20 protein-coding genes are annotated in these 25,878 nt (G+C 61.0%); 11 read left to right on the forward strand and 9 right to left on the reverse strand.

Features of this window, described 5'->3' with window-relative positions:
* The first annotated feature begins 266 nt into the window (after positions 1-266).
* The 4 genes from O9H32_RS19940 (at position 267) to O9H32_RS19955 (ending at position 9,986) form a co-directional block, all read left to right on the forward strand.
* Positions 267-1,031 carry a response regulator transcription factor gene (locus O9H32_RS19940; protein WP_269867888.1) on the forward strand — a complete coding sequence of 255 codons (765 nt, stop codon included), beginning with the start codon at positions 267-269 and terminating at the stop codon, positions 1,029-1,031.
* Positions 1,032-1,062: 31 nt separating this feature from the next.
* Positions 1,063-2,748: a hydroxysqualene dehydroxylase gene (locus O9H32_RS19945; RefSeq protein ID WP_269867889.1), complete on the forward strand. Its 1,686-nt coding sequence runs from the start codon at positions 1,063-1,065 to the stop codon at positions 2,746-2,748.
* An 18-nt stretch (positions 2,749-2,766) separates the two neighbouring features.
* Positions 2,767-8,562 carry an ATP-binding protein gene (locus O9H32_RS19950; RefSeq protein ID WP_269867890.1) on the forward strand — a complete coding sequence of 1,932 codons (5,796 nt, stop codon included), beginning with the start codon at positions 2,767-2,769 and terminating at the stop codon, positions 8,560-8,562.
* A gap of 212 nt (positions 8,563-8,774) precedes the next feature.
* On the forward strand, positions 8,775-9,986 hold the full coding sequence (locus O9H32_RS19955; RefSeq protein ID WP_269867891.1) for an MFS transporter: 1,212 nt from the start codon (positions 8,775-8,777) through the stop codon (positions 9,984-9,986).
* A gap of 418 nt (positions 9,987-10,404) precedes the next feature.
* On the opposite strand, the gene O9H32_RS19960 is transcribed toward O9H32_RS19955, so the two are convergent.
* Positions 10,405-11,154 (reverse strand): SDR family NAD(P)-dependent oxidoreductase, encoded by a 750-nt coding sequence (locus tag O9H32_RS19960; RefSeq protein WP_269867892.1) that lies wholly within the window; start codon positions 11,152-11,154, stop codon positions 10,405-10,407.
* Between the two features lie 37 nt (positions 11,155-11,191).
* Entirely contained in the window at positions 11,192-11,629 is a 438-nt protein-coding gene (locus O9H32_RS19965; protein WP_269867893.1) for a MarR family winged helix-turn-helix transcriptional regulator, read from the reverse strand.
* A gap of 470 nt (positions 11,630-12,099) precedes the next feature.
* Here O9H32_RS19965 and O9H32_RS19970 point away from each other — a divergent pair, with 470 nt between their 5' ends.
* The 3 genes from O9H32_RS19970 (at position 12,100) to O9H32_RS19980 (ending at position 14,383) form a co-directional block, all read left to right on the forward strand.
* Positions 12,100-12,804, forward strand: coding sequence for a DsbA family oxidoreductase (locus tag O9H32_RS19970; protein ID WP_269867894.1), 705 nt, complete (start codon positions 12,100-12,102; stop codon positions 12,802-12,804).
* Between the two features lie 347 nt (positions 12,805-13,151).
* Positions 13,152-13,676: a GNAT family N-acetyltransferase gene (locus O9H32_RS19975; protein WP_269867895.1), complete on the forward strand. Its 525-nt coding sequence runs from the start codon at positions 13,152-13,154 to the stop codon at positions 13,674-13,676.
* The gene (locus O9H32_RS19980) at positions 13,673-14,383 is read left to right on the forward strand and encodes an SAM-dependent methyltransferase (protein ID WP_269867896.1); all 711 of its coding nucleotides are present in this window, start codon (positions 13,673-13,675) and stop codon (positions 14,381-14,383) included. The genes O9H32_RS19975 and O9H32_RS19980 overlap by 4 nt, the downstream gene beginning before the upstream one ends.
* Before the next feature lie 170 nt (positions 14,384-14,553).
* Here O9H32_RS19980 and alr read toward each other — a convergent pair whose 3' ends face one another.
* The 3 genes from alr to O9H32_RS19995 all read right to left on the reverse strand — a co-directional run bounded on the left by alr (position 14,554) and on the right by O9H32_RS19995 (position 18,334).
* A complete protein-coding gene (gene alr, locus O9H32_RS19985; RefSeq protein ID WP_269867897.1) occupies positions 14,554-15,720 on the reverse strand; it encodes an alanine racemase in 1,167 nt (388 codons plus the stop codon).
* A gap of 112 nt (positions 15,721-15,832) precedes the next feature.
* A complete protein-coding gene (gene ald / locus O9H32_RS19990; RefSeq protein ID WP_269867898.1) occupies positions 15,833-16,966 on the reverse strand; it encodes an alanine dehydrogenase in 1,134 nt (377 codons plus the stop codon).
* Positions 16,967-17,089: 123 nt separating this feature from the next.
* Positions 17,090-18,334 carry a PucR family transcriptional regulator gene (locus O9H32_RS19995; protein ID WP_269867899.1) on the reverse strand — a complete coding sequence of 415 codons (1,245 nt, stop codon included), beginning with the start codon at positions 18,332-18,334 and terminating at the stop codon, positions 17,090-17,092.
* 239 nt (positions 18,335-18,573) lie between these two features.
* Between O9H32_RS19995 and O9H32_RS20000 the strand changes: the two genes are divergently transcribed.
* The 3 genes from O9H32_RS20000 to O9H32_RS20010 all read left to right on the forward strand — a co-directional run bounded on the left by O9H32_RS20000 (position 18,574) and on the right by O9H32_RS20010 (position 21,187).
* Entirely contained in the window at positions 18,574-19,986 is a 1,413-nt protein-coding gene (locus O9H32_RS20000) for an amino acid permease (protein ID WP_269867900.1), read from the forward strand.
* A gap of 240 nt (positions 19,987-20,226) precedes the next feature.
* On the forward strand, positions 20,227-20,382 hold the full coding sequence (locus O9H32_RS20005; RefSeq protein WP_269867901.1) for a hypothetical protein: 156 nt from the start codon (positions 20,227-20,229) through the stop codon (positions 20,380-20,382).
* 52 nt (positions 20,383-20,434) lie between these two features.
* Entirely contained in the window at positions 20,435-21,187 is a 753-nt protein-coding gene (locus O9H32_RS20010; protein WP_269867902.1) for a class I SAM-dependent methyltransferase, read from the forward strand.
* An 87-nt stretch (positions 21,188-21,274) separates the two neighbouring features.
* On the opposite strand, the gene O9H32_RS20015 is transcribed toward O9H32_RS20010, so the two are convergent.
* Complete coding sequence (locus O9H32_RS20015) at positions 21,275-21,511, reverse strand: hypothetical protein (RefSeq protein ID WP_269867903.1); 237 nt, start codon at positions 21,509-21,511, stop codon at positions 21,275-21,277.
* Positions 21,512-22,348: 837 nt separating this feature from the next.
* Positions 22,349-22,606, reverse strand: a complete 258-nt coding sequence (locus O9H32_RS20020; RefSeq protein ID WP_269867904.1) for a YpbS family protein — start codon at positions 22,604-22,606, stop codon at positions 22,349-22,351.
* Positions 22,607-22,754: 148 nt separating this feature from the next.
* Here O9H32_RS20020 and O9H32_RS20025 point away from each other — a divergent pair, with 148 nt between their 5' ends.
* Positions 22,755-23,420, forward strand: a complete 666-nt coding sequence (locus tag O9H32_RS20025; RefSeq protein ID WP_269867905.1) for an NUDIX hydrolase — start codon at positions 22,755-22,757, stop codon at positions 23,418-23,420.
* A 9-nt stretch (positions 23,421-23,429) separates the two neighbouring features.
* Here O9H32_RS20025 and O9H32_RS20030 read toward each other — a convergent pair whose 3' ends face one another.
* Together O9H32_RS20030 and O9H32_RS20035 are read right to left on the reverse strand one after the other, a co-directional pair.
* Positions 23,430-24,683, reverse strand: a complete 1,254-nt coding sequence (locus tag O9H32_RS20030; RefSeq protein ID WP_269867906.1) for a DUF445 domain-containing protein — start codon at positions 24,681-24,683, stop codon at positions 23,430-23,432.
* A 209-nt stretch (positions 24,684-24,892) separates the two neighbouring features.
* Positions 24,893-25,765 (reverse strand): aldose epimerase family protein, encoded by an 873-nt coding sequence (locus tag O9H32_RS20035; RefSeq protein WP_269867907.1) that lies wholly within the window; start codon positions 25,763-25,765, stop codon positions 24,893-24,895.
* Between the last annotated feature and the right edge of the window lie 113 nt (positions 25,766-25,878).

The raw sequence follows: 25,878 nt of genomic DNA on the forward strand, positions 1-25,878 counted from the left end.
CGGGATGCTTATCACAGGGCGCCCTCTGGCTTTTTATTTTTATCTCAGGCAAACAACCGAATGTATTCTGCGGGCTGGCAGTCAAGAAGCCTCGGAATACATTCGGCTTTTCTTTTTGGCGAGAAGAGAGAGAACCTGCGCGTGTGAACAAATGACTATTCCAGCCAAACCACTTATTGCTATAATAGGGAATAAGTTGATACGGAGTGTATCCTGCGTTCAACGGAGGCAGCCGAAGCGGCAAACCAACGAGGAGGATGGATTCCATGGCTGGAGAAACGGTGTTCATTGTGGAGGACGACCGGGACATATGCGAATTCATGCGGCTGTATCTGCATAAGGAAGGCTTCGTTACGGAGGCGGTGGGGCATGGGGATGGCGTGCTGCAATGGGTGAAGGAACGCCAGCCGGATCTCATCGTGCTCGATGTCCGGATTCCGGGGACGGACGGGTTCGAACTGTGCCGCAAACTGCGCGCCTTCACCGAAATTCCGGTGCTGTTCGTCACCTGCAAAGAAGAAGTGGCGGATAAGGTGCTGGGTCTTGGCGTAGGCGGCGACGACTATATGACGAAGCCGTTCGATCCGCAGGAGTTCCTCGCCCGCGTCCGGGCGCTGCTTCGGCGGGCTGCGGTCCGTCCCGCCGGGCTTTCAGAGGAAGCGCCGGAGCCGAAGGAGATCATATGCGGCGACTTGCTCATTCTGCCGGGTACAAGGGAAGTACAGGTAAGGGGCGGAGCCGTCGCGCTGTCGGCTACGGAGTTCGACCTCCTGCTGAAGCTCGCCTGCCATCCGAACCGGATTTTTGAATACGAACAGCTCTACACCGCGGTCTGGGGAGAGGAGCACTGGGGCGATTACCGCACGGTCATGGTACATATGAGCAATCTGCGCAAGAAAATCGAGGACGATCCGGCCCACCCCCGGTATATCGTCAATATTCGCGGAATCGGCTACAAGTTTCAATCCGGCGTGCCGGAGCGAAGGGCCGATTCCGCATCGTCCGGCCTGCGGCTTGGCAATGAATCTTGAATCCTACTTAGATATCAAGGGGGAATCCTGCATGGAAGAGAGAAGGAAAGTCGTCATCCTCGGAGGCGGCGTGGCCGGATTGACGGCAGCGCACGAGCTGCTCGAGCGTGGGTTTGCGGTGGAGCTGTACGAGAAGCGGGGGATCTTCGGCGGCAAAGCAAGAAGCTATGCGGCAGAGGCCGCCGGGGGGAGCGGGCTGAAGAATTTGCCGGGGGAGCACGGCTTCCGGATTTTTCCGCGCTTCTACCGCCACGTCATTGACACCATGCAGCGCATCCCGTCCGGAGACCCGAAGAAGGACACCGTCTACGACCACCTTGTCCCCGTGTCGCGGCTGGGCTTTGCCACATCCAAGGCACCGCTCTTTCAGCTGTCGGCCAAGATGAGCCTGTCGCTCAAGGATTTTATAATTAACCGGACAAGCTTCCAGGATCATCACGCCCCCTACGGGGTCAGCATCACGGAAGAGGATACGAAGTTCTTCATGGGGAAGCTCTGGCAGATCATGACGAGCTGCAGGGAACGCTGGGACGGGGAATACCAGCTGATGGACTGGTGGGATTTCATCGAGGCGGAAGATCGGTCGCGGGCCTACCAGAACGGGTTCGCCGGTGTGGTCAAGGCGCTGATCGCCTGCGACCCGAAGAAAGCCAATGCCAAAACGGTCGGATCGGTCCAGGCCCAATTGTCCCTCGACCTCATCTCGCCGGGGCGGCACAGCTACGTGTCGCTGCTCGACGGGCCGACAAACGAGGTCTGGATCAACCCGTGGATGGAATTCCTCATCGATAAGGGGCTCGTCTATCACAACCAGACGGCGGTGACCCGGCTGCACTGCAGGGAAGGGCAGATCGACGGTGTGACGGTGACGGAGAGCGGCGGCCTGGAGCGGGAGGTCCACGGGGATTACTATATTGCGGCGCTGCCGGTCGAAGTCATGGCGGGGCTGATCGACCCCGCGCTGACGGAGGCGGACCCGGTGCTCGGGAATATCACACGGCTGAAGGAGTATGTCGACTGGATGAACGGCATCCAGTTCTACCTGAGCGAGGACGTGCCGATCATCCACGGCCATGTGTCGCATATGGATGCGCCATGGGGTCTGACCTCCGTCTCCCAGCGGCAGTTCTGGCGCGGGGTGGACTGGAAGAAGTACGGCGACGGTACGGTGAAGGGCATCCTCTCCGTGGATATCTCCAATTGGGAAGCACGGGGCATCGTCCACCCGGAGCTGACGGCGAAGCAGTGCAATCCCCAGCAGATCAAGGAGGAAGTATGGGCCCAGCTCCAAAAATGTCTCAACGTGGACGAAGAGATTCTGAGCGACGAAATCCTCATCGGCTGGCATATGGACAGCGACGTCATGGACACTTCCCCGCACCGGGAGGTGAATCTGGAGCCGCTGCTGATCAATGCGGTCGGCTCGTGGGAGCTGCGTCCGGAGGCCGGGACGAAGATCCCGAATCTGCTGCTTGCCTCCGATTACGTGCGGACCAATACGGACCTGGCCACGATGGAAGGGGCGAACGAAGCGGCACGGCGAGCGGTGAATGCGATACTGGCCAGGTCCGGTTCCACCTCGAAGCACTGCCGCATTTGGCCTATGTACGAGTACGAGATATTCGGATTCCCCGTACTGGGCAAGCTGCAGGAGGAGGACCGGCAGCGGTACGAGCAAGGATTGCCGTGGAACAGCGACTGGAAGAGCTGGATATAACCGGGGAGGGGGACGAGGATGCGGAGGAAGGGACAGGCCGATGCGACGCCCGGCGGCGGAGCACAGCGGCATAGGGGAGAATGCTGCCCTGAGGGCGGCCAGGGGGACGCCGGGAGCGCCGGTCCCGAGGGCCTGGAGGCAGCGGCAGTGAGAGAGGCGGCCAGCCTCACGGAGCAGGGCTTCCTGCGGCAGACGGCAGGAGCAGGGACGCCGCATCGGGAGAGGACGGCGGGGCCGGAGCTGTCATCGCTGACCCGACCGGGCCTCCTGGAGTATGGAGCGGCCGTTCCGGGGGACCGGCCGACCGGGGATGCCGAAACCGCATATGGTAAGCGCTTTCTTTATAGCCCGCTCGAAGACGTTCTATCTTTTGCCGTCTCTGCAGCCCAGGCCGTAGAGGAGATTCACCGGTCGGGGCGGATGCTCTGGTGTCTGTGCCCTGCGTCCTTTCGGATACATCCGGAAGCTCATACGGCGGAACTGGCCGATCCCGGAATCCGCACCTTGGATGCGCAGCTGCCGGCGGCGGGTCCGGACGAGGAGACCGGCGATTCCCTGCTCTATCTCTCGCCGGAGCAGACCGGGCGAATGGACCACGGGATCGGTCCGCCCAGCAATGTCTATTCACTCGGCGCGTTGTTCTACGAAGCGCTGACGGGCCGGCCGCCCTTCCTGGCGGAAGATGCGGCGGGACTGCTCTATGCCCATGTGGCCTTGACGCCCCGGCGCCCCGAGACGCTGCGGGCGGATACTCCGGCCCCGCTGTCCGGTGTGGTGATGAAGTGTCTGGCGAAGGACCCGGCAGCCCGGTATGCGAGCGCCGGAGGACTTGCGCGAGATCTGCACCGCTGCCTGGAGCACCTGCGGACGGCGGGGGATATCCCTGCCTTTCCACTCGGGGCATCGGATGCTCCGCCGGTGCTCACCCTGCCGCAGTGCCTCGGACGCTCGGCAGAGCTGCAGTACCTGCTGGGGCTTCTCCGGCAGACGGAAGGATCGGTATCCGGCTCCCGCTTCGTGCTGCTGTCCGGAGCGGCGGGGGTCGGCAAGTCCTCCGTGCTCCGCGCATTCTGCGAAGAGGTCCTGCATACCCATCCGGAGGCCGTCATTCTGAGCGGATCCTGGGACAAAATGAGGGCCGGGGTGCCCTACGGGGGCATCCGCCAGGCGATCGCAGGCTGGGTCCGGCGCATTCTCACCCTGGAGGGCGGCGAGATCCTCCGCTGGAAGGAGCGCCTGTTCTCCGGCATGGGCGGCAGCCTCGGGCTGATCCTCGAGCTCGTCCCCGAGCTGGAATGGATCACCGGAGCGCAGCCCTATGAGCCGCTGCTGCCGCATCAGGACCGGCAGCAGCGGCTGCATTATGCGATCCGCGGGTGGCTGCGGATCGCAGCGGAACCCGGACAGGCCCTCCTGCTGTGCCTCGAGGACCTGCAGTGGGCCGACTCGGGTTCGCTGCGGTGGCTGGAAGAGGGGGCTTGGGGAGATCAGCCCGGACTGCTGCTCGTAGGCACGGTCCGTACTGGAGCCGGCGAGGGGACGGTGCCCTCTCTACTAGAAGTGCTGCGGGAGCGGCAGGAGCTGTCGGAGGTGCAGATCCTGCCGCTCCGGGTCGATCATGTGAACGAGATGCTTGCAGAGGTGACCGGCCGGGAGGAGCATGAGACGGTCTCGCTCGCCGGAGCGGTATGGGACAAGACCGGCGGCTTCCCGCTGCATGTACACCAGTATCTGCAGACGCTGTATGCGGCCGGCCACTTGAGGCATGAGGCGGGGAGCGGATGGAGCTGGAGCGAAGAGCGGATCCGGCGGGAGATGGGTGAGGGTCTGCTGCCGGATCTGCTGCGCATCCGGCAGCAGCGCCTGCCCGGCCCGCTGGTCACCGCTCTGCGGATAGCCGCCTGCTGGGGGGAGAACTTCGACTTTCGCTTGGCGGTCTCACTGCTCGGCAGCGCAGAGGTGCCGGTGCCGGACTGGGAGGCGATGATGCAGCAGGCGCTGGAGAGCGGCTGGATCCTTCGTGATATGGGGTCACATCGTGATATGGAGTCACATCGTGATATGGGTACCCATCGGGATATGGGGTCGCACGGGGATATGGGTACCCATCGGGATATGGGGTCGCACGGGGATATGGGTACCCATCGGGATATGGGATCACGCCGTGCTTCCGGGTCACCTGCGGCAGAGGGGGCTGTGGACAGCCGGTGCCGGTTCAGCCATCAGGAGATCGCGGATTATTTCTACGCGCAGACGGGGGAAGCCGAGCGCGAACGGACGCACCAAGCGATTGCCCGGTGCCTGTACAGGCAGACGGGAGAACTGGCGGAGGGGGCAGAGCTGTTCCGCCTGGCCCATCACCTGGGCGAGAGCCGCAGGTTGTGGACGGATCCCGAGGAGATCCGCCGGTGCGTGGAGCTGAGCGCAAGAGCCGGCAGGGAGGCTGCACGGTGCGGGGCCTTCGATCTGGCGCTGCGGCATCTGTCGCTGGCTCTGCACGAATATCCCGCTGAGGCCGGGAGATTGCCTCACGGGCAGCGCTTCGAGCTGGAGCTGGACTACGCAGGTGCCTTATACATGCTCGGCAGCGTCGGCGAAGCGGAGAGCGTGCTGCGCCGCATGGGGCAGGAGGCCCGGACACTGGTGCAGCAGGCGCAGGTGTGTTATACGCTGGCCGTGCTGCAGACGCAGAAGGGGCTGTATACGGAGGCGATCCGCACTGCGGTCCGGGGGCTGCGGCTGCTCGGCACGGTGCTGGCGGAAGAACCGCGCGATGCGGTCATGCTGATAGAGGCCTATTCTCTGCGCCGGCGGTTCGCCGCACGATCTGCCGGCGGCCGGCTCCGGCTGCCGTGGCTGTCCGGCGACGAAGCCGTTCTTACGGTCCAGCTGCATGCTGCGCTGGTCGTGCCCACCTTCTTCGTGAACCGCAAGCTGGGCGCGCTCAACTCCATCAAGCTGGCGGGCTATACGCTTCAGCACGGGAATTCCTCGGTGTCCCGGTACGGCCTTATCAACCTGGCGGGAATGCTGATCGGCAAATGGGGGGACTTCCGGCTGGGCGGCGTGGCGGCCGAGGCTGCGGCTGCGGCTGCGCTAGAGCCGTCCGTGCACCAGTCCTTCCGGGCCAGGAGCGAACTCACGGAGCAGGTCTATGTCCGTCCATGGTACGAGCCGCTCACGGCATCGATCGCGCCGCTGCAGCAGCTATACCGCCAAGCGATGGAAGAAGGCGATGCGCTGTTCGCGGCCTACGCGCTGCTGGCGCTCCATACGATGGAGGAATACGCCGGCCTGCCGCTGCCGGAACTGCTCGGGCGGATAGAGTGCGATCTGGAGGCCGTGCGGCGTCTGCAGAATGGGGATGTGGAGCTGATGCTCGGGCTCATGCGGAGCACCGCCATGCGGCTCCGGGGGAAGGAGCCGGGCTCCTGCCTGCTCGGGATCCGCCCGGATGAGGAACAACGGACTATCCGTACATGGGAGAAGCAGGGCAAGATGCTTCTTCTATACGAGTATTACAGCAGGCAGATGTGGCATGCCTGCTTGTTCCATGATTACGCGGAGGCGCTGAAGTACGGTGCACAGGCCGGCAAGTGGCTCCGCTACGCCTCCGGCCATTACACCACCGCGGATTATTACCTGCTGTGCGGTTTGGCTGCGGCGGCGGAATGGACACGTGCGGGAGCTGCAAGGATACGCACACGCCGCCGGCTGAAGCGCCAGCTGCATTCCTGCCTCGGGCGCCTGCGGCGGTATGCAGAGCAGAATGAAGCCAACTTCGGGCATGCTTGCCTGCTGCTGCAGGCAGAGCGTGAGCGTGCGGGCGGACGCGTACGGGAAGCGCTCCGATTGTACCAAGCCTCCTTGGAGGCTGCTGCCGGGAGCGGGCTGCTCCGGCACGAAGCGCTGATTCTCGAGCGGACGGCGCTCTATCTGGCGGAGCAGGGGCTTGGCACGGCGGCGGCCATGTTCGCCCGGCGGACGGTCCGGGCCTACCAGCGGTGGGGCGCCGAGGCCAAGGCTGTGCACCTGCAGTCGCTCTTCCGTGCCGAGTTCCTGGAGAGCCCGGAGGAGGATTCAGGCTCTACCGCCTTCGGCACTGGGCCGGAAGGTGCGCCCTTGACCGCAGGCCTGGCTGATGCACTAGATCTGTCCGCCGTGCTGCATGCCTCCCGCCTGCTCTCGAGCGAGGTCTCCCTGCCGCCTCTGCTGGAGCAGTTGATGCGACTGATGCTCACGGTATCGGGAGCGGACCGGGGGGCCCTCCTGCTGCCTGGTGTGCAGGGCTGGAGTATCGAGGCGCTGGGGACTGTGGGAGGCTCCGGTGATGGCGGGCCTGCCGCCGGAGGTGTAGAGTCCGGCACGGAAGGGCAATGGGAGGTCTGGGCGGACGGGGCATTAGGAGATTGCGATGGTGATCGTGATCGAAATCGTGATAGAGATCGTGATAGAAATCGAGATAGAAATCGTGATCGGAATCGTGATCGAGATCAAGACCAAGGGAAGAGCGCACTTGGACGGTCCGGCTGGAAGGATGACGTGAGGGATACCGGTCCGGAAAGTGCGGGCAGCAGGGCGCCGGGGTATACGGAAGCGGACAAGGAGAGAGGCGGGAGTGCTGCTGTCCTGCCTGCTTGGAGCGGTGTTCCTGTGGGACGGGGGGCAGGAGAGCCGGCTGCAGGGTCAGCGGCAGCACGCTCCGAACATGAGGCTCCGAGCCTGCGTGTGCACATCCGGCTCGGCTCGACCCCCTTGGAGGCCGTCCCGGCCGGCGATCCCGAGCTTGGCCTTCCGGTGTCTCTCCTCCGCTACACGATCCGCACGCAGCAGCGTGTGCCAGGGGACAGCGGAACGCTCGAGGCGGCTTTTGGGCGCGATGCGTACCTGCAGGGCGTCCGCCCCCGGTCGGTGCTGTGCATGCCGATCCGGCAGCAGGGCCGTATGCTGGCCGTACTCTATCTCGAGAACCGCAAGACGCCGCATGTCTTTACGTCCGGCCGCCTCCATACGATCGAAATGCTCTCCGCCCAGGCCGCGATCTCGATGGCCCAATCCCGCATGGTTGAGGAGCTGGAGCGGCAGGTGGAAGAGCGGACGCGCGACCTCTCCCGGATGGAAATGGCCCGAAGGCACCTCCTCCAGGGCATCTCCCATGATCTCGGCACGCCGATGACGACGATCCAGGGCTACGTGTCGGCCCTGCTCGACGGCACGATGAAAGGAGCGGCCGAGCAGCGGCAGGTACTGCAGGTGATCCATGCCAAAGTTGCCGGCCTGCGACGGCTGATGGCCGATCTCGTGCAGCTGAGTACAAGGGATGAGGAAGCACTCTCCTTCTCTCCCGAGCCCATTGCGGCGGATGCTCTGATCAAGCGGCTGTACGTGCAGTACGAGACGGACCTGCGGCATGCGGGCTTCAGCGGCCTTCTGACTGTGGAGCTGCCCGCGGATCCCGGCTACTATGTGATGGCAGATCCCGGGCGGATGGAGCAGGTGCTGGGCAATTTGTTTACGAACGCGATCCGGCACAACCCGCCCGGCACCCGGATACAGGTGTCGGCCGTTTATTTGGCGGATACCCGGGAAGCTTGCTACAGCGTCCGTGACGATGGGGTAGGGATTGCGCCGCGGGATTTGGCCCGTATCTTCGAACGCGCTTATCGCGGGGAAGATTCCACGGGCAGCGGTCTGGGCCTGTCCATCTGCAGGGAGCTGGTCACCCGGCACGGCGGGCGGATCTGGGCGGAGAGCGAGCTTGGTCAAGGGACGGCCTTCTACTTGACTTTACCTGCCCTTGAGATAGAGTGGTAGAATGGGGGCGGCTCCTTCCTCATCCGTATACAGGTGCTTGATTCTTGTGAAGCAGGCAGAGGACATAGGGTACGGTCTGGCAGCCGATTGCGGAGGGCGTATGGAACGGTTTGGGAGAGGGGAGTGAATAAGGGGAGATGGCTTGGGGCGAAGCATGGTTAAACTTCCTCCGTGTTGGTTATGCATAAGGAATAAGAGAAGGAGTGAAGACCATGAACCGCTTGGAGGTATGGCAAGATCCCAAACAGCGCAAGCTGCTGTTCTCGGCAGGACTGAGCTGGTTATTCGACGCAATGGATATCGGTCTGATCTCTTTCATCGCTGCGGCGCTTGCCGTGCAGTGGCACCTGACCCCCCAGCAGGTCGGCCTGTTCACGAGCATCAACTCGGTCGGGATGGTGGTCGGGGCCGCCCTAGCCGGGCTTCTGGCCGACCGGTACGGGCGCAAGGCCATCCTGCTCTGGACGCTGCTGCTCTTCTCGGCTGCGACTGGACTGTCGGCCCTGGCCACCGGCTTCGCGGTGCTGTGCGTCCTGCGCTTCATTGCCGGCGTAGGCTTAGGCGGTGAGCTGCCTGTAGCCTCCACGCTCGTATCGGAGTCGGTGCCGGCCCGGGAGAGAGGGCGGGCCGTCGTGCTCCTCGAGAGCTTCTGGGCCGGCGGGTGGCTGGCGGCGGCGCTCATCGCGTACTTCGTCATTCCGAAGTACGGCTGGCAGGCGGGCTTCGCGGTCGGCGCCGTGCCGGCGCTGTATGCGCTCTATCTGCGGCAGGCAATCGAGGAGCCGAAGCGGTTCTTGAACCGCGCGCAGCGGACCCCCTTCCGGGAGCGGATCGCCGAGGTCTGGTCGCCGGAGCACCGCCGGTCGACGATCATGCTGTGGACCCTGTGGTTCACCGTGGTCTTCTCCTACTACGGCATGTTCCTCTGGCTGCCGAGCGTGATGATGCTGAAGGGCTTCACCCTGGTGAAGAGCTTCCAGTATGTGCTGCTGATGACGATCGCGCAGCTGCCGGGCTACTTTACCGCCGCGTATTTCATTGAGAAATTCGGCCGCAAATTCGTGATTGCCGGGTATCTGTTCCTGACGGCGCTCAGCGCGATCTGGTTCGGCAATGCGCAGACGGAAGGCATGCTGCTCGCCGCGGGCTTCTGCCTCTCCTTCTTCAATCTCGGCGCCTGGGGAGGCTTGTACGCCTACACGCCCGAGCTCTACCCGACCTCGGTCCGCTCGACCGGCGTTGGACTGGCCGCCTCCTTCGGCAGGGTCGGCGGGGTGATCGCCCCGTTCCTCGTCGGCATGCTCGTGGCCCGCTCGGTAGGCATTCCCGCGATCTTCAGTCTGTTCTTCGCGGCGATTGTGATCGGTGCGCTTGCGGTGCTGTTCCTTGGCAAGGAAACGAAGGGGCAGGAGCTTGCGGAGTGACAAGGGTGGCTGCTGGCCGGGAGGTTGCCGCTAACCGCGCATCCGGCTCTTGTACAAGCGAGGTTCCGGTCAGCAGCATGGAGATGCGCTTACTACGGAACGGCAGCTCCGATGCACGCTTTGGCTTACAGCAAATACCCGCCGGGACAGAGTATACCGGCGGGTATTTGCTGTGGCGGCCTTCGAGGCAGCGGAATGGGGCCTGTACCGGAATTCAGTATGCCGGAATCCCGGAAAGCGAAAATACCGGAAAACCGGTATTCCGAAATATCAGTACCCCTCGGCGGCGGATGAAGTGGAGGCCAGGGGGAGAGGACTTCAACGGCAGGGCACCTCAACAACTAGGTGAGGGGCCGGGCTCCGAAGTGATATCCCCTGCGGCGGGAGATTTCCTGCAGCAGGCTCTTCCCCCGTTCCGTTAATTCATCTCGCCTCCGCCGCTGACCGGAAGATAGGCTCCCGTGATGTAGGCGCTGTCGTCACTGGCATAGAAGGCGATCGCCTTCGCGATATCCTCCGGCTGACCGATGCGGCCGAGCGGAATCCAGGAGGCCTGCTGCTGCTTGAACGCTTCAGGAATGGAGGCGGTCGCATCGGTCTCGACCAGGCCCGGCGAGACGGTGTTCGCCGTGATGCCCGCTCCGGCCAGTTCCTGGGCGATATACCGGACGAAGCTGTTCAGGGCGCCCTTCGACGTGCCGTGGGCGATGAAGTTCTGCCCCGCATGGTTGCTCAGCCCGCTCGACACATAGACCAGCCTGCCGTACTGCCGCTCCTTCATATAGGGAAGCACGGCCTTGGTCGAGACGAAAGCGGCCTGGAGCTCGTCATCCGTCTTCTGGATAAATTCCTCCCAGGCCATGTCCTCGAAGGATTTCTTGGCAAAGCTCATGCCGGCATTGTGGACGAGAATGTCCACACTCCCGAAGGTGCGTACGGCTTCGCTGGTGAGCGCTTCCATCTCCGCGGCATTCCGGGCATCGGCCCGTATGGCAGCCGCGCTGCCGCCTTGGCTGCGGATGGCAGCCACCACACGCTCCGCTGCGTCGGCGCTGCTCGCATAATTCACGATGACGTTCGCTCCGCGTTCGGCAAGCAGCCGGGCCGCGGCGGCGCCGATCCCCCGGCTGGCTCCTGTAATGATCGCTGTTCTGCCTTTCATAGACATGGTTCATCCGCTCCTTCTTCTGGGCTGTGATTCTGTTCTACGCGCCGGACTGGGCACGGAGTGAGCGCACGAGACGCTGCACCATCTCGTCGAACCGCCCTAACTCCTCCTCGCTGAAGGCCTCCAGCATCGCCTCGTTGCTCGCCTCGGCCCGGGGACGGATCTCCTCGAGGGTCCGGGCACCGTCCGGTGTCAGCCGGAGCCGGGTCATCCGCTTGTCCTCCGGATCGCTCCAGGCTTCGATCATACCCGCCCTGCGCATTCTGTCCACCAGTCCCGTAATGTTCTGCTTGGTCACCAGCGTGTCCTCGCAGAGCTTGCTGAGGCAGATGCCTTCGTTCTCTGCAATGATGCCGAGCAGCTGCCACTGCTGCACACTGGCGATGGCGGTGCCTTCCACGAGCTTCAGGCCTGTGCGGTTCAGAAGGACCGACGCGCGAAGCAGGTTCAGAATCAAGTTGACTTTGGAATCCATAGGACGCTCCTTGCAAAAAAGTCGATCATAAGAACGATGAAAATAAAGTAAATAGTCAATACATTGACTATTATGCATGCGGTCTAAATCTTTGTCAATACTTGGGAGGAAGGGGCCGAACCAAAGCCGAGCGAAAAGCCGATCCTACTTCCGGAAGGCCGTGTATCCACAAAGAGGAGCAAGAAGGCGGGTATGGGGAAAGCAAATAGGGGAGATCGTACGACAGCCTCCATCGGAGTAAGGTTGACAAGCGATAATGGTGTAACTATAATGGATACAGGTAAAGAGGCAATCCGGGTACTTCTCCACACGAAAGGAAGTTATCCTGCTATGTCTATTTTGCTGCCGGCGGGCATGTCGCCCAGATCGCAGGCTGCCGTCGAAGGGGAAGCCTCAAGAATCTCTGGTCACCTGAAGAACCTCATCGGTCCCCTGACCCGTGGAAGAACTCCTGAAAGGTTGTGCTTACTATGAAAGTCGAAATCTGGTCGGATTTTATGTGCCCGTTCTGCTATATCGGCAAACGGCATTTTGAAGCGGCGCTGGTGCAGTTCCCCCATAAGGAATCGGTCGAAGTGATATTCCGTTCCTTCGAGCTGGATCCCCAAGCGGAACGTGATGTGGACTTCGACGTCCACGATATGCTGGCCGCCAAATACGGCATGAGCCGCGAGCAGGCTCTCGCCAACAATGAACGTGTAGGGGCAACGGCAAAGGCGGCCGGACTCTCGTTCAACTTTGACGACATGATCCTGACGAACACCTTCGATGCCCACCGTCTGACGCACTTCGCGGCGCGGAACGGCAAGGGGAACGAGCTGGCGGAGCGGCTGTTCCGGGCTTACTTTACGGATTCCAAGCACCTTGGGCATCATGAGACGCTGGTCGCGCTCGCCTCGGAAGCAGGACTCGATGCGAAGGAAGCTGCTGCCGCGCTGGCGGGAGGAGCGTATGCGCAGAATGTGCGGGAAGATGAGGAGGAAGCGGCGAGACTGGGCGTCCGGGGCGTGCCGTTCTTCGTCATCGACCGCAAGTATGCGGTCTCCGGCGCCCAGCCGAGCAGCCTGTTCCTGGATACGCTGCACAAGGCATGGGGCGAAGCGTCTTTGCTGCAAGTGGTCGAGGGCGGCGATGCGTGCGGCGACGGATACTGCGCGCCGGACGGAGGCAAGTAAGCCAGAGTACAGGCCGCGGAGTGCCAGAGGTATAACGGAAATGTACGGGAATGAGCGCATGCTGCATTGGCAGTGTGCGCTTTTTTGCACCAACGTATGGACGGCACGCAGAGATTTTAAAGGACGCCGACAGGCGTTTTTCTTCTTGGGGCGTGACGAGAGTCGTTTTGTTCACCTCCAGCGCTTTATGCTACTAGAGAGGGTCAATTTTGATGATGTTCTTATCTGGGGCGGTACAATCCATTTCATGAATACGTGCAGCGCAGTTTGGTTACAACGGTTCTTTCCCTTACATTTTGCAGGGGCTGTGGTAGTCTGAAAGAAAACCTCTGGGAGGCGGACCCTGCATGAAACTTCAAACGAATCGGCTTCTGTTACAGACTCTTGATCTGGAGTTAATCGACGCAGCTTCTCGGCAAGATCTCGGTGCATTGGAGGCCATGGATTACAAAACCAACGGCGAATGGCCGGGCCCGGATTTTTTGGAGGCATTGCCTTACTTTCGGGAACAATGGATCCGGCATAACGGCACCAGAGGATTTGATTCGTGGATTATATTGGAAAAAGAAACGCGTGAAATTGTTGGAGGGATCGGGTTTCTAGGAAATCCCGATCAGAACGGCAGGATCGAAATGGGGTTTGCCACGAATGACAGCCACCGCCGCAAGGGGTACTGCTTTGAAGCTGCTCGAACCTTACTCGAATGGGCTCTGCGTCATGACGAAGTCAAGATCATAGCGGCAAGATGCGCACATGACAATACCGCTTCCAAGCATGTCTTGTTGAAGTTGGGATTTCAAATCGATAAGCAAGATCAAGATTTGACTTATTGGATCTATCCGGCTGCGAAAGGAGGGGAGGACGAGCGATGAACCAACGGGATCTGGGCAGCGCGGAATTCATAAGAGCCCATCTCATGGGGCCGAGTTCTCTGGTCATCATCGAGGAATTAACCGCAGATCTGCCTCTGCATAAAGGGATGCGGGTGCTGGATTTGGGCTGCGGGACCGGGCTTACCTCCATCTTTTTGGCGCAAAGGTTTGGCGTCACCGTATTTGCCGCTGATTTATGGATCAGTGCAACGGACAACTACCAACGATTCCGGGAGTTCGGTCTGGACGGACAAATTGTGCCTATTCATGCGGATGCCCGCAGTCTGCCTTTTGCGAATGCATATTTTGATGCCGTCATTAGCATCGACGCTTACCAATATTTCGGGGGGAATGAACACTACTTAGACAGCCATCTATCACCGCTGGTCAAAGAGGGAGGCCTGCTCGCTATTGCGGTACCGGGGCTAAAGCGGGAGTATAGTGGAGGCCTGCCCGAGGCGCTGCAGCCGTTCTTGCCCTCTGAGACGGAAGAGATTCATTGGCATACTTGCCGCTGGTGGCGGGAACTATGGGAGCCGTCGCCGCATGTTACCGTTGAATCGGTAAGAGAAATGCACTGCTTCTCGAAAGCTTGGCACGAGTGGCTTCAGTGCGACAACGACCATGCTCGCGGCAATATCCCGCTGCTCCATGCGGATGACGGGAAGTATATGAACCTGATCTCGATCACGGCCACCAAGGTATAGCGCCCCGGCGGACCTTGAGGGGCAGGGTACACTCCACTCCGATAATTCAAGCGATGCCTGTTCACATAAAGCAAGGGCGCCTTCGCTTCGGCAAATGGCCGGCGCGAAGGCGCCCCGCAAGAGGAGGGCAGCGGCATAGATGTGCCGCCGCCTGGTGTTGGACCGGCTCCTTACAGCAGTCCGTTCCACGTGCTGGTGATCCGCCCGCCGCGGGTATAGACGCGAGGCACCCGCTTGCCGATGAGGCACACGGTCTCGTATGGGATCGTCTCCATGAGCTCCGCCACTTCGTCGACGGGAAGCACGCTGCCGCCCGCGAGGCCGAAGAGGGTCACTTCGTCCCCTAGCTCCACGCCCGGCACATCGGTGACGTCGAGCATCGTCTGGTCCATGCAGACGCGCCCGGCGATGGGAGCCCGCTGCCCGCGGAGCAGGGCGCAGCCCCGGCCGGAGAGGCGCCGGGAGAGCCCGTCGGCGTAGCCCGCCGGCAGCGTGGCGATCAGCGTCTCGCGCTGCGCGGTGAAAGTGCCGCCATAGCTTACCGTGCGGCCTGCCGGGATGCGGCGCAGAGAGACGATGCGCGTACGCAGCGACATGGCTGCAATGAGATAGCGCCCGTATTCGCGGCAGTCCTCCGAGGGCATCAGCCCGTAGAGGGAGATACCGAAGCGGACCATGTCCAGATGCAGCTCCGGGTAGCGAAGCGTCGCGGCCGAATTGCAGCAGTGGTGCAGCGGCACATGCAGGCCGCTCTCCCGAAGCGCGTCCCGGCAGGCGTCGAAGGCGGCGAACTGCTCGCGGGTGTAGGCGTCGTCGGGCCCGTCCGCACAGGCGAAGTGCGTGAAGAGCCCTTCGGCCAGCACATAGCGGGAAGCCGAGGCCGTACGGACGAGCCGCACGAGGTCGGCGGCCGATGTGACGCCGATGCGCGTCATGCCCGTATCCACTTTGAAGTGGACGGGCAGGGGCATCGCGAGCCTGTCGGTACAGGCGATGGCTTCCGCCAGGACATCATCGGTGAAGACGGTCAGCGTCAGTCCGTACCGGACGGCTGCTTCAACGGCGTGAGGCGGGGTGTAACCCAGCACGAGCACGGGCGCGGTGATGCCGGCGCGGCGCAGCTGCAGGCCCTCGTCGACGAAGGCGACGGCCAGATAATCTGCCCCGCCCCGCAGGGCGGCACGTGCCGTCTCCGCCGCGCCGTGGCCGTACCCGTCCGCCTTCACGACGGCCATGAACCGGCAGGAGGGGGTTAGCGCCGCCTTCGTCATCCGGGTGTTGTGTTCGATCGCATCGAGCGAAATCTCGGCCCAAGTGTCCCGATACCCTAGCGTCATGATGTTCCTGCCTCCTTCGCGGCATCGAACCCAAAGTCCCCCAGGCCTGCCGACTGGGGGACTTTGGGTTCCTACCGGTGCTTACGGATTCGTGTTATTATTTATCCAATGGTCAAACGGTGGCGAGCTCGCGCTCCAGCGCTTTCTCTACCGGCACATAAGTGTATCCGAGATCCTTCGCTACAGCTTCGTACGTGACGCTGCCTGCGGCGGTGTTGACGCCGAGGAGCAGCGTCCGGTTGTTCTTGATCGCCCCGAACACGCCCTGCTTCGCAATCTGGAGAGCATATGGCACGGTTACGTTCGTCAGGGCGATCGTCGAGGTGCGGGGCACGGCGCCCGGCATGTTGGCGACCGCGTAGTGGAGCACGCCGTGCTTCACATACGTCGGAGCGTCATGCGTCGTGATGCGGTCGGCTGTCTCGACGATGCCTCCTTGGTCGATCGCGACGTCCACGATGACCGAGCCCGCCTTCATCGTCTTCACCATCTCTTCGGTGACGAGCTTCGGAGCGCGCGCACCCGGGATCAGCACCGCGCCGATGACCAGGTCGCTTGCCGCGACTTCTTCGGCGATCGTGTACGGATTCGATACGAGCGTCTTCACGGATGAGCCGAAAATATCGCTGAGCTGGCGCAGCCGCTCGGGGCTGAGGTCCATGATCGTGACGTCGGCGCCGAGGCCGCTGGCGATTTTGGCTGCATTGGTGCCGACGACTCCGCCGCCGATGATCGTGACCTTAGCTGGCTTCACGCCAGGCACGCCGCCGAGCAGAATGCCTTGGCCGCCCTTCGACTTCTCGAGAAACTGGGCGCCGATCTGGGCGGACATGCGGCCCGCCACTTCGCTCATCGGCGTCAGAAGAGGAAGCGTGCGGTTCACTTCGACCGTCTCGTAGGCGATGGCGGTCACTTTCTTCTCCGTCAGCGCACGGGCCAGCTCCGGTTCGGCCGCGAGGTGAAGGTAGGTGAAGAGAACGAGGCCTTCACGGAAGTGAACGTACTCCTGGGCCAGCGGTTCTTTGACCTTCATGACCATGTCGGCGCGGTTCCAGGCATCGGCGGCGGCGGGGACGATCTCCGCACCTGCTGCCGTATAATCGGCGTCCGTGAAGGAGCTGCCGAGTCCGGCGCCCTGTTCGACGAGGACGGCATGTCCGGCTTTCACGAAGGCGAGCACCCCTGCGGGTGTAATGGCGACGCGGTTTTCGTTATTTTTAATTTCTTTGGGTACTCCGATAATCATGGCTTGCGGCCTCCTTAAGGGTTCGTTCTGACCTAAGGTCAGTATAGAGGGGAACCGCAGCCGCCGCATTGTGAAGAACGGAGAAAATCGGAGGACGGCTTTGTGTTTTTTACACAAACGCTTTCATGGCTTGTCCGGCATGAGCTTCTCGGTCTTGAGGTCCAGGTATAGCGTCACCTTCTGGTCCATGCTGCCGAGGTCAATACCGCCGATATCGGCAATCCGCTTGAGCCGGTAGGCCAGGGAATTCGCATGGATGTGTAGCCGCTCGGCCGCTTCCTTCATATTACTGTCGCAGGACAGATAGGCCTCCAGCGTCTCGATCAGGGAGCCGTGATGCTCCCGGTCGTAAGCCCGCAGCTTCTCGAGAGACGGGTTCGTATACCGGTTGGCCCCGTTATGCTCGTGGAAAAGCGGGAGCCACCGGTAGAAGCCCAGCTCTCTATAAAAAAGAATCTGCGAGGTCTCCTCCGGGAACCGCGATTTGATGCCGAGCACCATCTGCGCTTCCCGGTAGCTCTGCTCGATCCGGGCATAGTCGGCGTAGGCCAGGCTGCAGCCGCAGGCCGGCGTGCCGAGCGGGCTGCGCTCCTGCAGCAGCCGCCCGAGCTGGGAGAGCGACTCTTCGAGGTCGAGCAGCGACCGGGCATCCCGGCACTCCGCTAAGAGAATCAGCTGGTGCCTGTGCACAGCGAACAAGGGGAAGCGGGCCCGTCCGGCAGCGGAGAGGAGGTAAGGGATCTCGCTGCCGAGCTTCTCGGGCAGCTCGCGCTCGAACTGCAGGATCGCCGTCATGAACGACGGGGGCAGCGAAACCTGCAGCCGGGCAGCCTTCTCCGCGGCGGCTTCATGCGAGCGCAAGTGTCCCGTCAGAAGCTGCCAGAAGAAGTCCTGGTGGCTCATCTGCTCCTTGCGTCGCTGGGTCTGGTGCTGCAGCAGCTTCGTCCGGGCGGCACCGACGCCTTTGAGCAGCTGCTGGAGATCGTCCTCGCTGAGCGACCGGTTCTCTTCGATCACCCAGATGTGGCCGAGTACGATACCGTTCTTGCGGATCGAGACGGCCACGCGGGGGCCGAGGCCCACTTCGGCGATGGCGGGAATGCGCACCGGATCGTCGCTCTCCATGAGCCGCGTAATGACGCCTTCCTTCCATAGGGAAGCGATGACGTGATCCGGCACTTTGCGCGAGATGATCGTGGCGATGCGGGCGGAATCGGTACTTGGGGTATGCGAACTGTAAGCGAGCAGACGGAAGCCTGGGTCTTCGATCGTGACCGGGCAGCGCAGCACTTCGCTGATCGCATCCGCAAGCTCTTCCAGGGAGTCGAAGCTCCGCTGAAACCAGCGTTCGTCAGAAGATAGGGTCATACGGATTTAAGCACCTTTGTATGTATAATTTGTCTGGAATTCACTTAAGTATTATAGAGTATTTCGGGCGCATGCACATCTTTTATTCGGCAGGATTCGTGATTATTCACAAATAGGCTGTCCCAAGTTTGGGGTAAGCAACAAAGTGGAGTGCGTTCGGCTGTGGTAATATGCATTACATCAAGGTAGTAACCGCTTACAAAAGTACATAGCGCACCGATATCAGGGAGGAAGGTTCTATGAAAAAGGAAACGACAACTGAATTGCACCGCGGCCTCGAGGAGCGGCACATCACGCTGATGTCCCTCGGAGCGGCCATCGGGGTGGGCCTGTTCCTTGGCTCCGCCTCGGCCATCAAGCTGGCGGGTCCCGGTATCCTCTTGGCCTACGGCCTTGCGGGGCTGGTCATGTTCTTCATTATGAGGGCGCTCGGGGAGATGGCGATCCACCAGCCGGTTGCCGGGTCGTTCTCCCGATACGCGCGGAACTACATCTCACCGGTCTTCGGTTATCTCACCGGTTGGAACTACTGGTTCCTGTGGATCGTCACCTGCATGGCCGAGATTACGGCCGTAGGGATCTATATGGAATACTGGTTCCCCGGCACGCCGCGCTGGCTGTGGGCACTGGGCGCCCTTATCCTCATGTCAGCGGTCAATCTCGTCGCAGTGAAGGCGTACGGCGAGTTCGAATTCTGGTTCGCGCTCATCAAGATCGTCACGATTCTGTTCATGATCGTCATGGGCTTCGCGCTGATCCTCTTCGGCTTCGGCAACGGAGGCGTGGCGATCGGCATCAGCAATCTGTGGCAGCACGGGGGCTTCTTCCCGAACGGCATCCAAGGGGTGCTGATGTCGCTGCAGATGGTCTTCTTCGCTTACCTCGGCATCGAGATGATCGGCGTGACGGCCGGCGAGGTGCAGAATCCGCGCAAGACGCTCGCCAGGGCGATCGACACCGTCTTCTGGCGCATCTTGATCTTCTACGTCGGGGCCTTGTTCGTCATCATGTCGATCTATCCGTGGAACGAGATCGGCCAACAGGGCAGCCCGTTCGTGCTCATGTTCGAGAAGCTCGGCATCGGTGCGGCTGCCGGCATCATTAACTTCGTGGTATTGACCGCGGCCTTGTCTTCCTGCAACAGCGGCATCTTCAGCACCGGCCGCATGCTCTTCAACCTCTCTCGCCAAGGGGAAGCGGCACCCCGCTTCGGGCAGCTGACCAAGAGCGGCGTGCCGGGCTTCGCAATCCTCGCTTCCGCCGTGGCCCTGGTCATCGGCGTCGTGCTCAATTATATTGTGCCGGAGAAAGTATTCGTCTGGGTTACGAGCATCTCCACCTTCGGTGCCATCTGGACTTGGGCGATGATTCTCGTCGCGCAGATCCGCTTCCGCAAGAGGCTGCCGCAGCAGGAGCTGGCCGGCCTGTCATACCGGATGCCACTGTTCCCGGTCGCTTCGTATGTGTGCCTGGCGTTCCTCTTCGTCGTCGTATGCCTCATGGCTTACTTCCCGGAGACACGCATCGCCTTGGTAGTGGGGCCGCTGTTCCTGATTCTCATGGCGGGCATCTATTACATGAAAGGGTACCACCGTTCGCTTGCCCAAGCGGACCGGAGCGCAGAAGCGGATTTTACTTCAATGAGTAAGTAAGCGAGCAAATAATTAACCGAGTAAGTAAATAAGCAATCAAAACAAATAGGTAACTGCGTCATATCCAATCTAGCGGGACCTCTAGGGCCGTGCATCCGTTGCACGACCCGGAGGTCCCGCTGTATAATCAGGGTAACTTTTCCAGGATGGGGTGAACCGGATGATCTTCCGTACCGTTCGAAGCAGCTAGTTCCCGGGCCGGCAGCAACGCGTACCGGCTATCAAGGGAGAAGTCTGCCCTTGAGCAGGATGAACGTGGCTGAGAGCGTCCGGGACGTATGTGGAACGGAAGGAAGGTACATTCACCGGAAGCCGGAGCTGGAGCCGGCGGCCGCCTGGCATGTTCTAGATGCCTGCGTACCTGTAGGTACGGGGGATCGGCACATCGGCGCATGACCGGCCCTTCAGGCTTACGGACTTTCGCACAACGGAAAGGATGCTCACGACGATGGTACAGGAACCAAACGATAGATCGTTCTATGACACAGCAGGCTCGATGAACGGCTGGGATTTCAGCAGGGTGCGGTGTACGGCGGATGCGCAAGGGGTGGATCTGTACCGGGAGGCCGCGGGGGTGCTCGGGCAACGCAGCCTCGTCCTGGACATCGGGACGGGCGGAGGCGAAGCCCTGCTGAACTTCGCGGACCAAGCGCGGCTCGCGGTCGGGATCGACCAGTCCCCGGCCATGATCGAGACGGCCATAAGCAATGGGGCACGGTGTCGGGAAAAGCCTGTGCGCTTCCTGCAGATGGATGCCGGCTCTTTGCACTTTCCGGACGGATTCTTTGATATGATTACCTGCCGGCATTCGCCTTTCTCGGCCTCCGAGGCCCAAAGAGTGCTCGCTCCGGGAGGCGTATTCCTCACACAGCAGGTGGGCGAGCGGGATAAGAGCAATCTGAAGGCCTTCTTCGGGCGGGGCCAGCACGAAGGGGCTGAAGAGGGCACGCTGATGCGGCGTTATGTGCAAGAGCTGCAGGAGGCCGGCTTCTCTCGTGTCGAGTGTACGGAATCCGATGTGACCGAAACTTACGAGCGGTACGAGGACCTGCTCTTTCTCCTGACGCATACGCCGATTATTCCCGGCTTCGGCGAGTGCGGGCACGACCTTGCCCGGCTGGACGCCTTCGTAGAGGAGTACGGGACAGCCCAAGGCATCCGGACCAACGCCTCCCGTTTTTTGATCAAGGCCCTTAAATAGAGGAACGCCAAAGAGCAGAAGAGATGCCGTACCAGGCTTTCTTCTGCTTTTTATCTGCGTCCCCCGCAGCAGGCAGACATCATGCGTTCAGTGGTCTTCCAGCGAGGGAGCATCCCCCACACCGACCCGGAATTCGCATTCGCTTCGCATATAGTAAGCGCCGTTAATTTTGACGCTGTTCGGCGTAAACCGTTCGATGACGCCCCCATCCTCGATGCGCACGGGAATATCATCGGCCGTCCGTTCCCAGACCGTAACGCACAGCTGGAAGAGGGAGGCGGCGAACAGTTCGGTATCCGTATGCAGTGCCCTTGATTCGGACATTTCCATCTCACCTCACCCCTTTTATTCTACAGAGTAAGCATAAATCCTGCCATGTGACTGGGACCAATGAACATTTGGGTGGGAGGGACAAGCCCGATTATACAGATCGTAAGTCGGGCGGTCCTTCAAGAAGGGGAAAATGCGGCGGAGGGCGAACATGTTCATGACCGGGTGAATAAGCTCGGATATCCGAACGGGAAGATGTGGTACTGGACTATGCGGAGGGGACAGGGTTAAAAAGCAGTTCCTTGTAAAGGAGCGAACAGGAAGCGTTGGCCGAATTAAAAGAAAATATCATAGAGGGATGCGCCAATCGTGTATAGACCCAGGAGGGTAAGGACGAACACAATCCCTTGAAATAGCGGTTTGAATCTAGAATACATCATGTGAACAACCTCCTGGAAAGAGATGGGATGGTATGTTCATCATAACATCCGAGCTTCGCGATTCGCAAAAAAATACCTGCGGGAAGAGAGGGCCGCCGCGACCGCTCCTTAAAGGATAAGGCCCTGTATATCACGAAGTTCTTAAGCGTATGAAGAGATTATAAGTTACATAGTAAATATTATGTAAACAAATAGCTGCTTAGCACTGCGATTTCTCCACCCGAGTGAATGGAAGCCGCAGTCCGGTCAAAAGGCATGCGAAAGAAGCCGGGCATAGGGTTCCACCGACGGAATCCGATGGACCGGCCCTACGGCCATAACGCGGGAGTGAGGCGCAGCAGCAGCTCCGGAGGAAGTCCCCCGGCGTCCTGCGGCATGCTGTCATGCCGGTCAAGGACGGAGGGGAGTACGGGGACTCTTCCTGCGGCAGGCTCCGCCAAGGAAAAGTCGCTTACCTGGAGCGGCGGACAAACTCCTCGATCATCGCGGCCGTAACATAAGCGCGGGTCGGCGAAATGCCTTGGGTCGCATGGGCATTGATCCGGCCGGTGCAGGCGTTGATCCCTTCGACCCCGAACGGCTTGCCTTCGGAGCAGAGACGGACGGCCTCGGCAATGGCCTGCTCGCGCAGCTCTTCAAGCTTCAGGAACTGCTCCAGGTGGGCGTTCTGTTTGCGGGTATGCTTTGTAATGGCTTCATGGACACTCATGTTCGTCAGACTCCTTTGAGATCGCTGCGCAGAACCTGCGGGGCTCCCGCAGCGCGAAAACTTTACACACCATCATACTACACGTCTGCAGGGCTGACAACGGCACAGGAGGCCGTTCGCTGCAGCGCATAACAGGAGGAATACGGATATGACCGTACAGGAAGAGCGATTCGACATCTATGATAAGGATATGAAGCCGGCGGGTACGGCTTCCCGGTCGGAGGTTCATGCCAAGGGTCTGTGGCACAGCACCTTTCAATGCTGGATATGGGATGAGGCGGTGCCGGCAGGGGAGGGGAGCATTCTCTTTCAAGAACGTCATCCCGGGAAGGATACGTTCCCCGGGCTGCTCGATATCTCCTGCGCTGGACATCTGGCAGCCGGTGAACGGGTAGAGGACGGCGTGCGCGAGCTTCAAGAGGAGCTCGGAGTGGACGTCTCCTTCGATGCACTTATTTCCTGCGGAATATTCGCGGAAGAAGACGAGCTTCCCGGCGGAAGGATGGACCGGGAGTTCTGCCACGTGTTCCTGCTGCCCCTAAGCCGGGAGCTCAGCTCTTACCGTCTCCAGGAGGAGGAGGTCACCGGATTGTACCGGATGCCGCTCCCGCTCTTCCGCAGGCTGGCCGGGGGAACGTTCACCTCTGCGGCACTAGAGGGGGCGGTGCTGTCCGGCGAGGGCAAGCTCGTGCCGGCTGTCCTGACGGTAACCCCGGAGATGCTGGTGCCTCATCCCCCCGCCTACTACCGGCTTGTGCTTGAGGCGGTAGAGCACCTGCTCCCGGCTCAAGACCAAGGCCGCGAATCCATCTGAGCGCGGCGCCTAGAACAGGAAGCGGACGCCTTCGATGGCCACGCCGATCAGGAACCCGCAGATCGCGCCGTTCACCCGGATCCACTGCAGATCGTTGCCGGCCTTGTCTTCGATCATGGCGATGAGCGTCTCGTCGTCGAGCTTGTCGACGTTCTCGCGGACCAGGCGGCCGATGACCGAGTGGTTCTCTTCGATGTAATGCATGACTTTGCCTCGGATCCACCGGTCCGAAGCGGCGAGTGTCTCTTCGTCCCCCCGCAGCTTATCGATATACCGGGTGACCAGAGGAACGATATAGCGGGAGACGAAGTCCGGCTGTTCCAGCGCCCCGAGCAGATTGCCCTGCAGGCTTCCAAGCACGCCGGTGAGGCGTTCCGGGGTGAGCAGGGCGCCGATGAGCTTCGTCTTCCAGCCCTCCAGGGCAGCCAGCAAGCCTTCGCTCTCCCGCATCCCGTCGACCTCGCGGCGGATCGCCCCGAGCAGCTTCTCCCGGTTCGGGTGGCCTTCGATGCGGAGATTCTCGATGTTCGACAGGAGCAGGTTCTGCAGGATGCCCCCGAGCTTGTCCTCATTAACGAAGCCGAGGAACGCGTTGACCGCGAAGGACATCATGCCCTGCAGCTCGATGCGTTCGATGGCGCGGATGGACATGTTGCCGAAGAGCTTGCGCGTCTCTTCCTGCACGACCCACTGCTCCGCCTTGCCGAGCAGGAAGTCGAGCGCCGCCTCGTCGTGATGGCCGCTTAGGATCTCATCGGCGGCGATATTCAGGATCGGCTGCGGATCGACCCCTTCGGCTAGACGGGTCAGCTCTTCCTGCATCCAGGGCAGGTACGGCTCCCAGGAGAAGCTGCGGACCGCGTCCTTCAGCACACCCGCGATCGCGGCCTGCACTTCCTCCCGCTGGATCTCGCTTGCCGCGATATCGAGCGCCTTGGAGGTCAGGCGGAAGCCGGCGATCCGCGCTTCGATGCTCTCCTTGTTGAGCAGATGGGTCTCGATCATCGACACGAGCGCATTGGTCACCTTCTGGCGGTTCTTCGGCAGAAGCCGCGTATGCGGTATCGGGATCCCGAGCGGGTGGCGGAAGAGGGCCGTGACGGCGAACCAGTCGGCCAGTCCGCCGACCAGACCGGCTTCGAAGCCGCTGTGCAGCAGCAGGCCAACCGTGCTTGTCGTGTGAATAGGGAGGGTAGCGGCCAGTCCGCCGGCCATAACGGCCAGCGAGATCCCCGCAAGATGTCTCGATTGTACTTTCGTCATGATGGTGCACCTCAGTCAATGGAATAGATGGGTTATTTCCAGCTTGGAGGATCTCATTTCCCGGGTAAGCGCAGGACTCGATCCGTTTATTGATTTTTCAGACATATTCGACAAATTCATCCGCGAAGAGAAGGGAGCCATGAAGCTTCTTGGCTTGAATCTGCCAATGAATGCCTGCTGCTCCCCTCATCTACGGGAAATATGCGATTCTACAGATGGATGCGGCCGATCTGCAGGGTCGTCTTCAGCACGCCGCCGGGCGGCACGAGCGTAAGCTCGTCTCCCCGGTTCAGCTCGTCCGTCTTCGCCATCCAGGGCTCCACGCAGACGAAATCTTTGCCGGCGACGGACCAGAGCACCACATATTTGAACTCTTCGCCATAGGATAAGCGGATGACCGTCTGCTCTCTCGGCGAGAATGTGATGTCCCTCCGCTTCGCATCTAGGAAGACGACGGATTCTGGCAGCTGGTCGAGATCGACCGCGCGTCCTTCATACGGCTTCTCTTCCCCGTCGTTATAATCGTAGTACCGGGTAGCATCGGTCTCGTAGGCCAGCGCTTTGCGGTCGGCGGCAAAGTAAGGATGGAAGCCGGGGTACATCGGCATCTCGTCCTGGGAGAGGTTGTGATACTCCTGGTCGACGGTCAGGTCTCCCTCCTTGAGGCGGTATGTAAAGCGGAGCAGAAAATCGAAGGGATACGAAGCCTTCGTCTCCTCATTGCTGCCGAGAGTCAGAGTAATCGATGCGCCGTCGTTGGTATCCGTGCTCTCCACCGTCCAGGGGGAGGTGCGGGCGACGCCGTGATTCTTCATGGTGTAAGTCTGGCCCTTCCACGTATAAGTGCCCTCGGCCAGCTGGCCGGAGATGGGGAAGAGGACGGGAATGCCGCCCCGGATGTTCGCCTTCTCGTCATAGAAGGTAGCCTTGTCCAGGTACAACAGTTCTTCTCCGTCCGCCCCGTAAGAGAGGACGATGCCTCCGCGTTCGGGTGCGATCTTGAACCAGGACTTCGTGGAAGTCTCGAGTCCTTCGTAGATTTCGAAACCATCGGTATAAGAGCGGATTTCATAAGAAGCCATGCGCCGTTTCTCCTTTCAATTACCATTCCTATTGTTCCCCTAGATCTTACCATAGTTTACCCGGCGGCTTCCATCCCGCTCTCTTCCCCCGAAGAAGGGGGATCACCACATGA

Source organism: Paenibacillus caseinilyticus (assembly GCF_027533645.1).
Lineage (GTDB): Bacteria > Bacillota > Bacilli > Paenibacillales > NBRC-103111 > Paenibacillus_G > Paenibacillus_G caseinilyticus.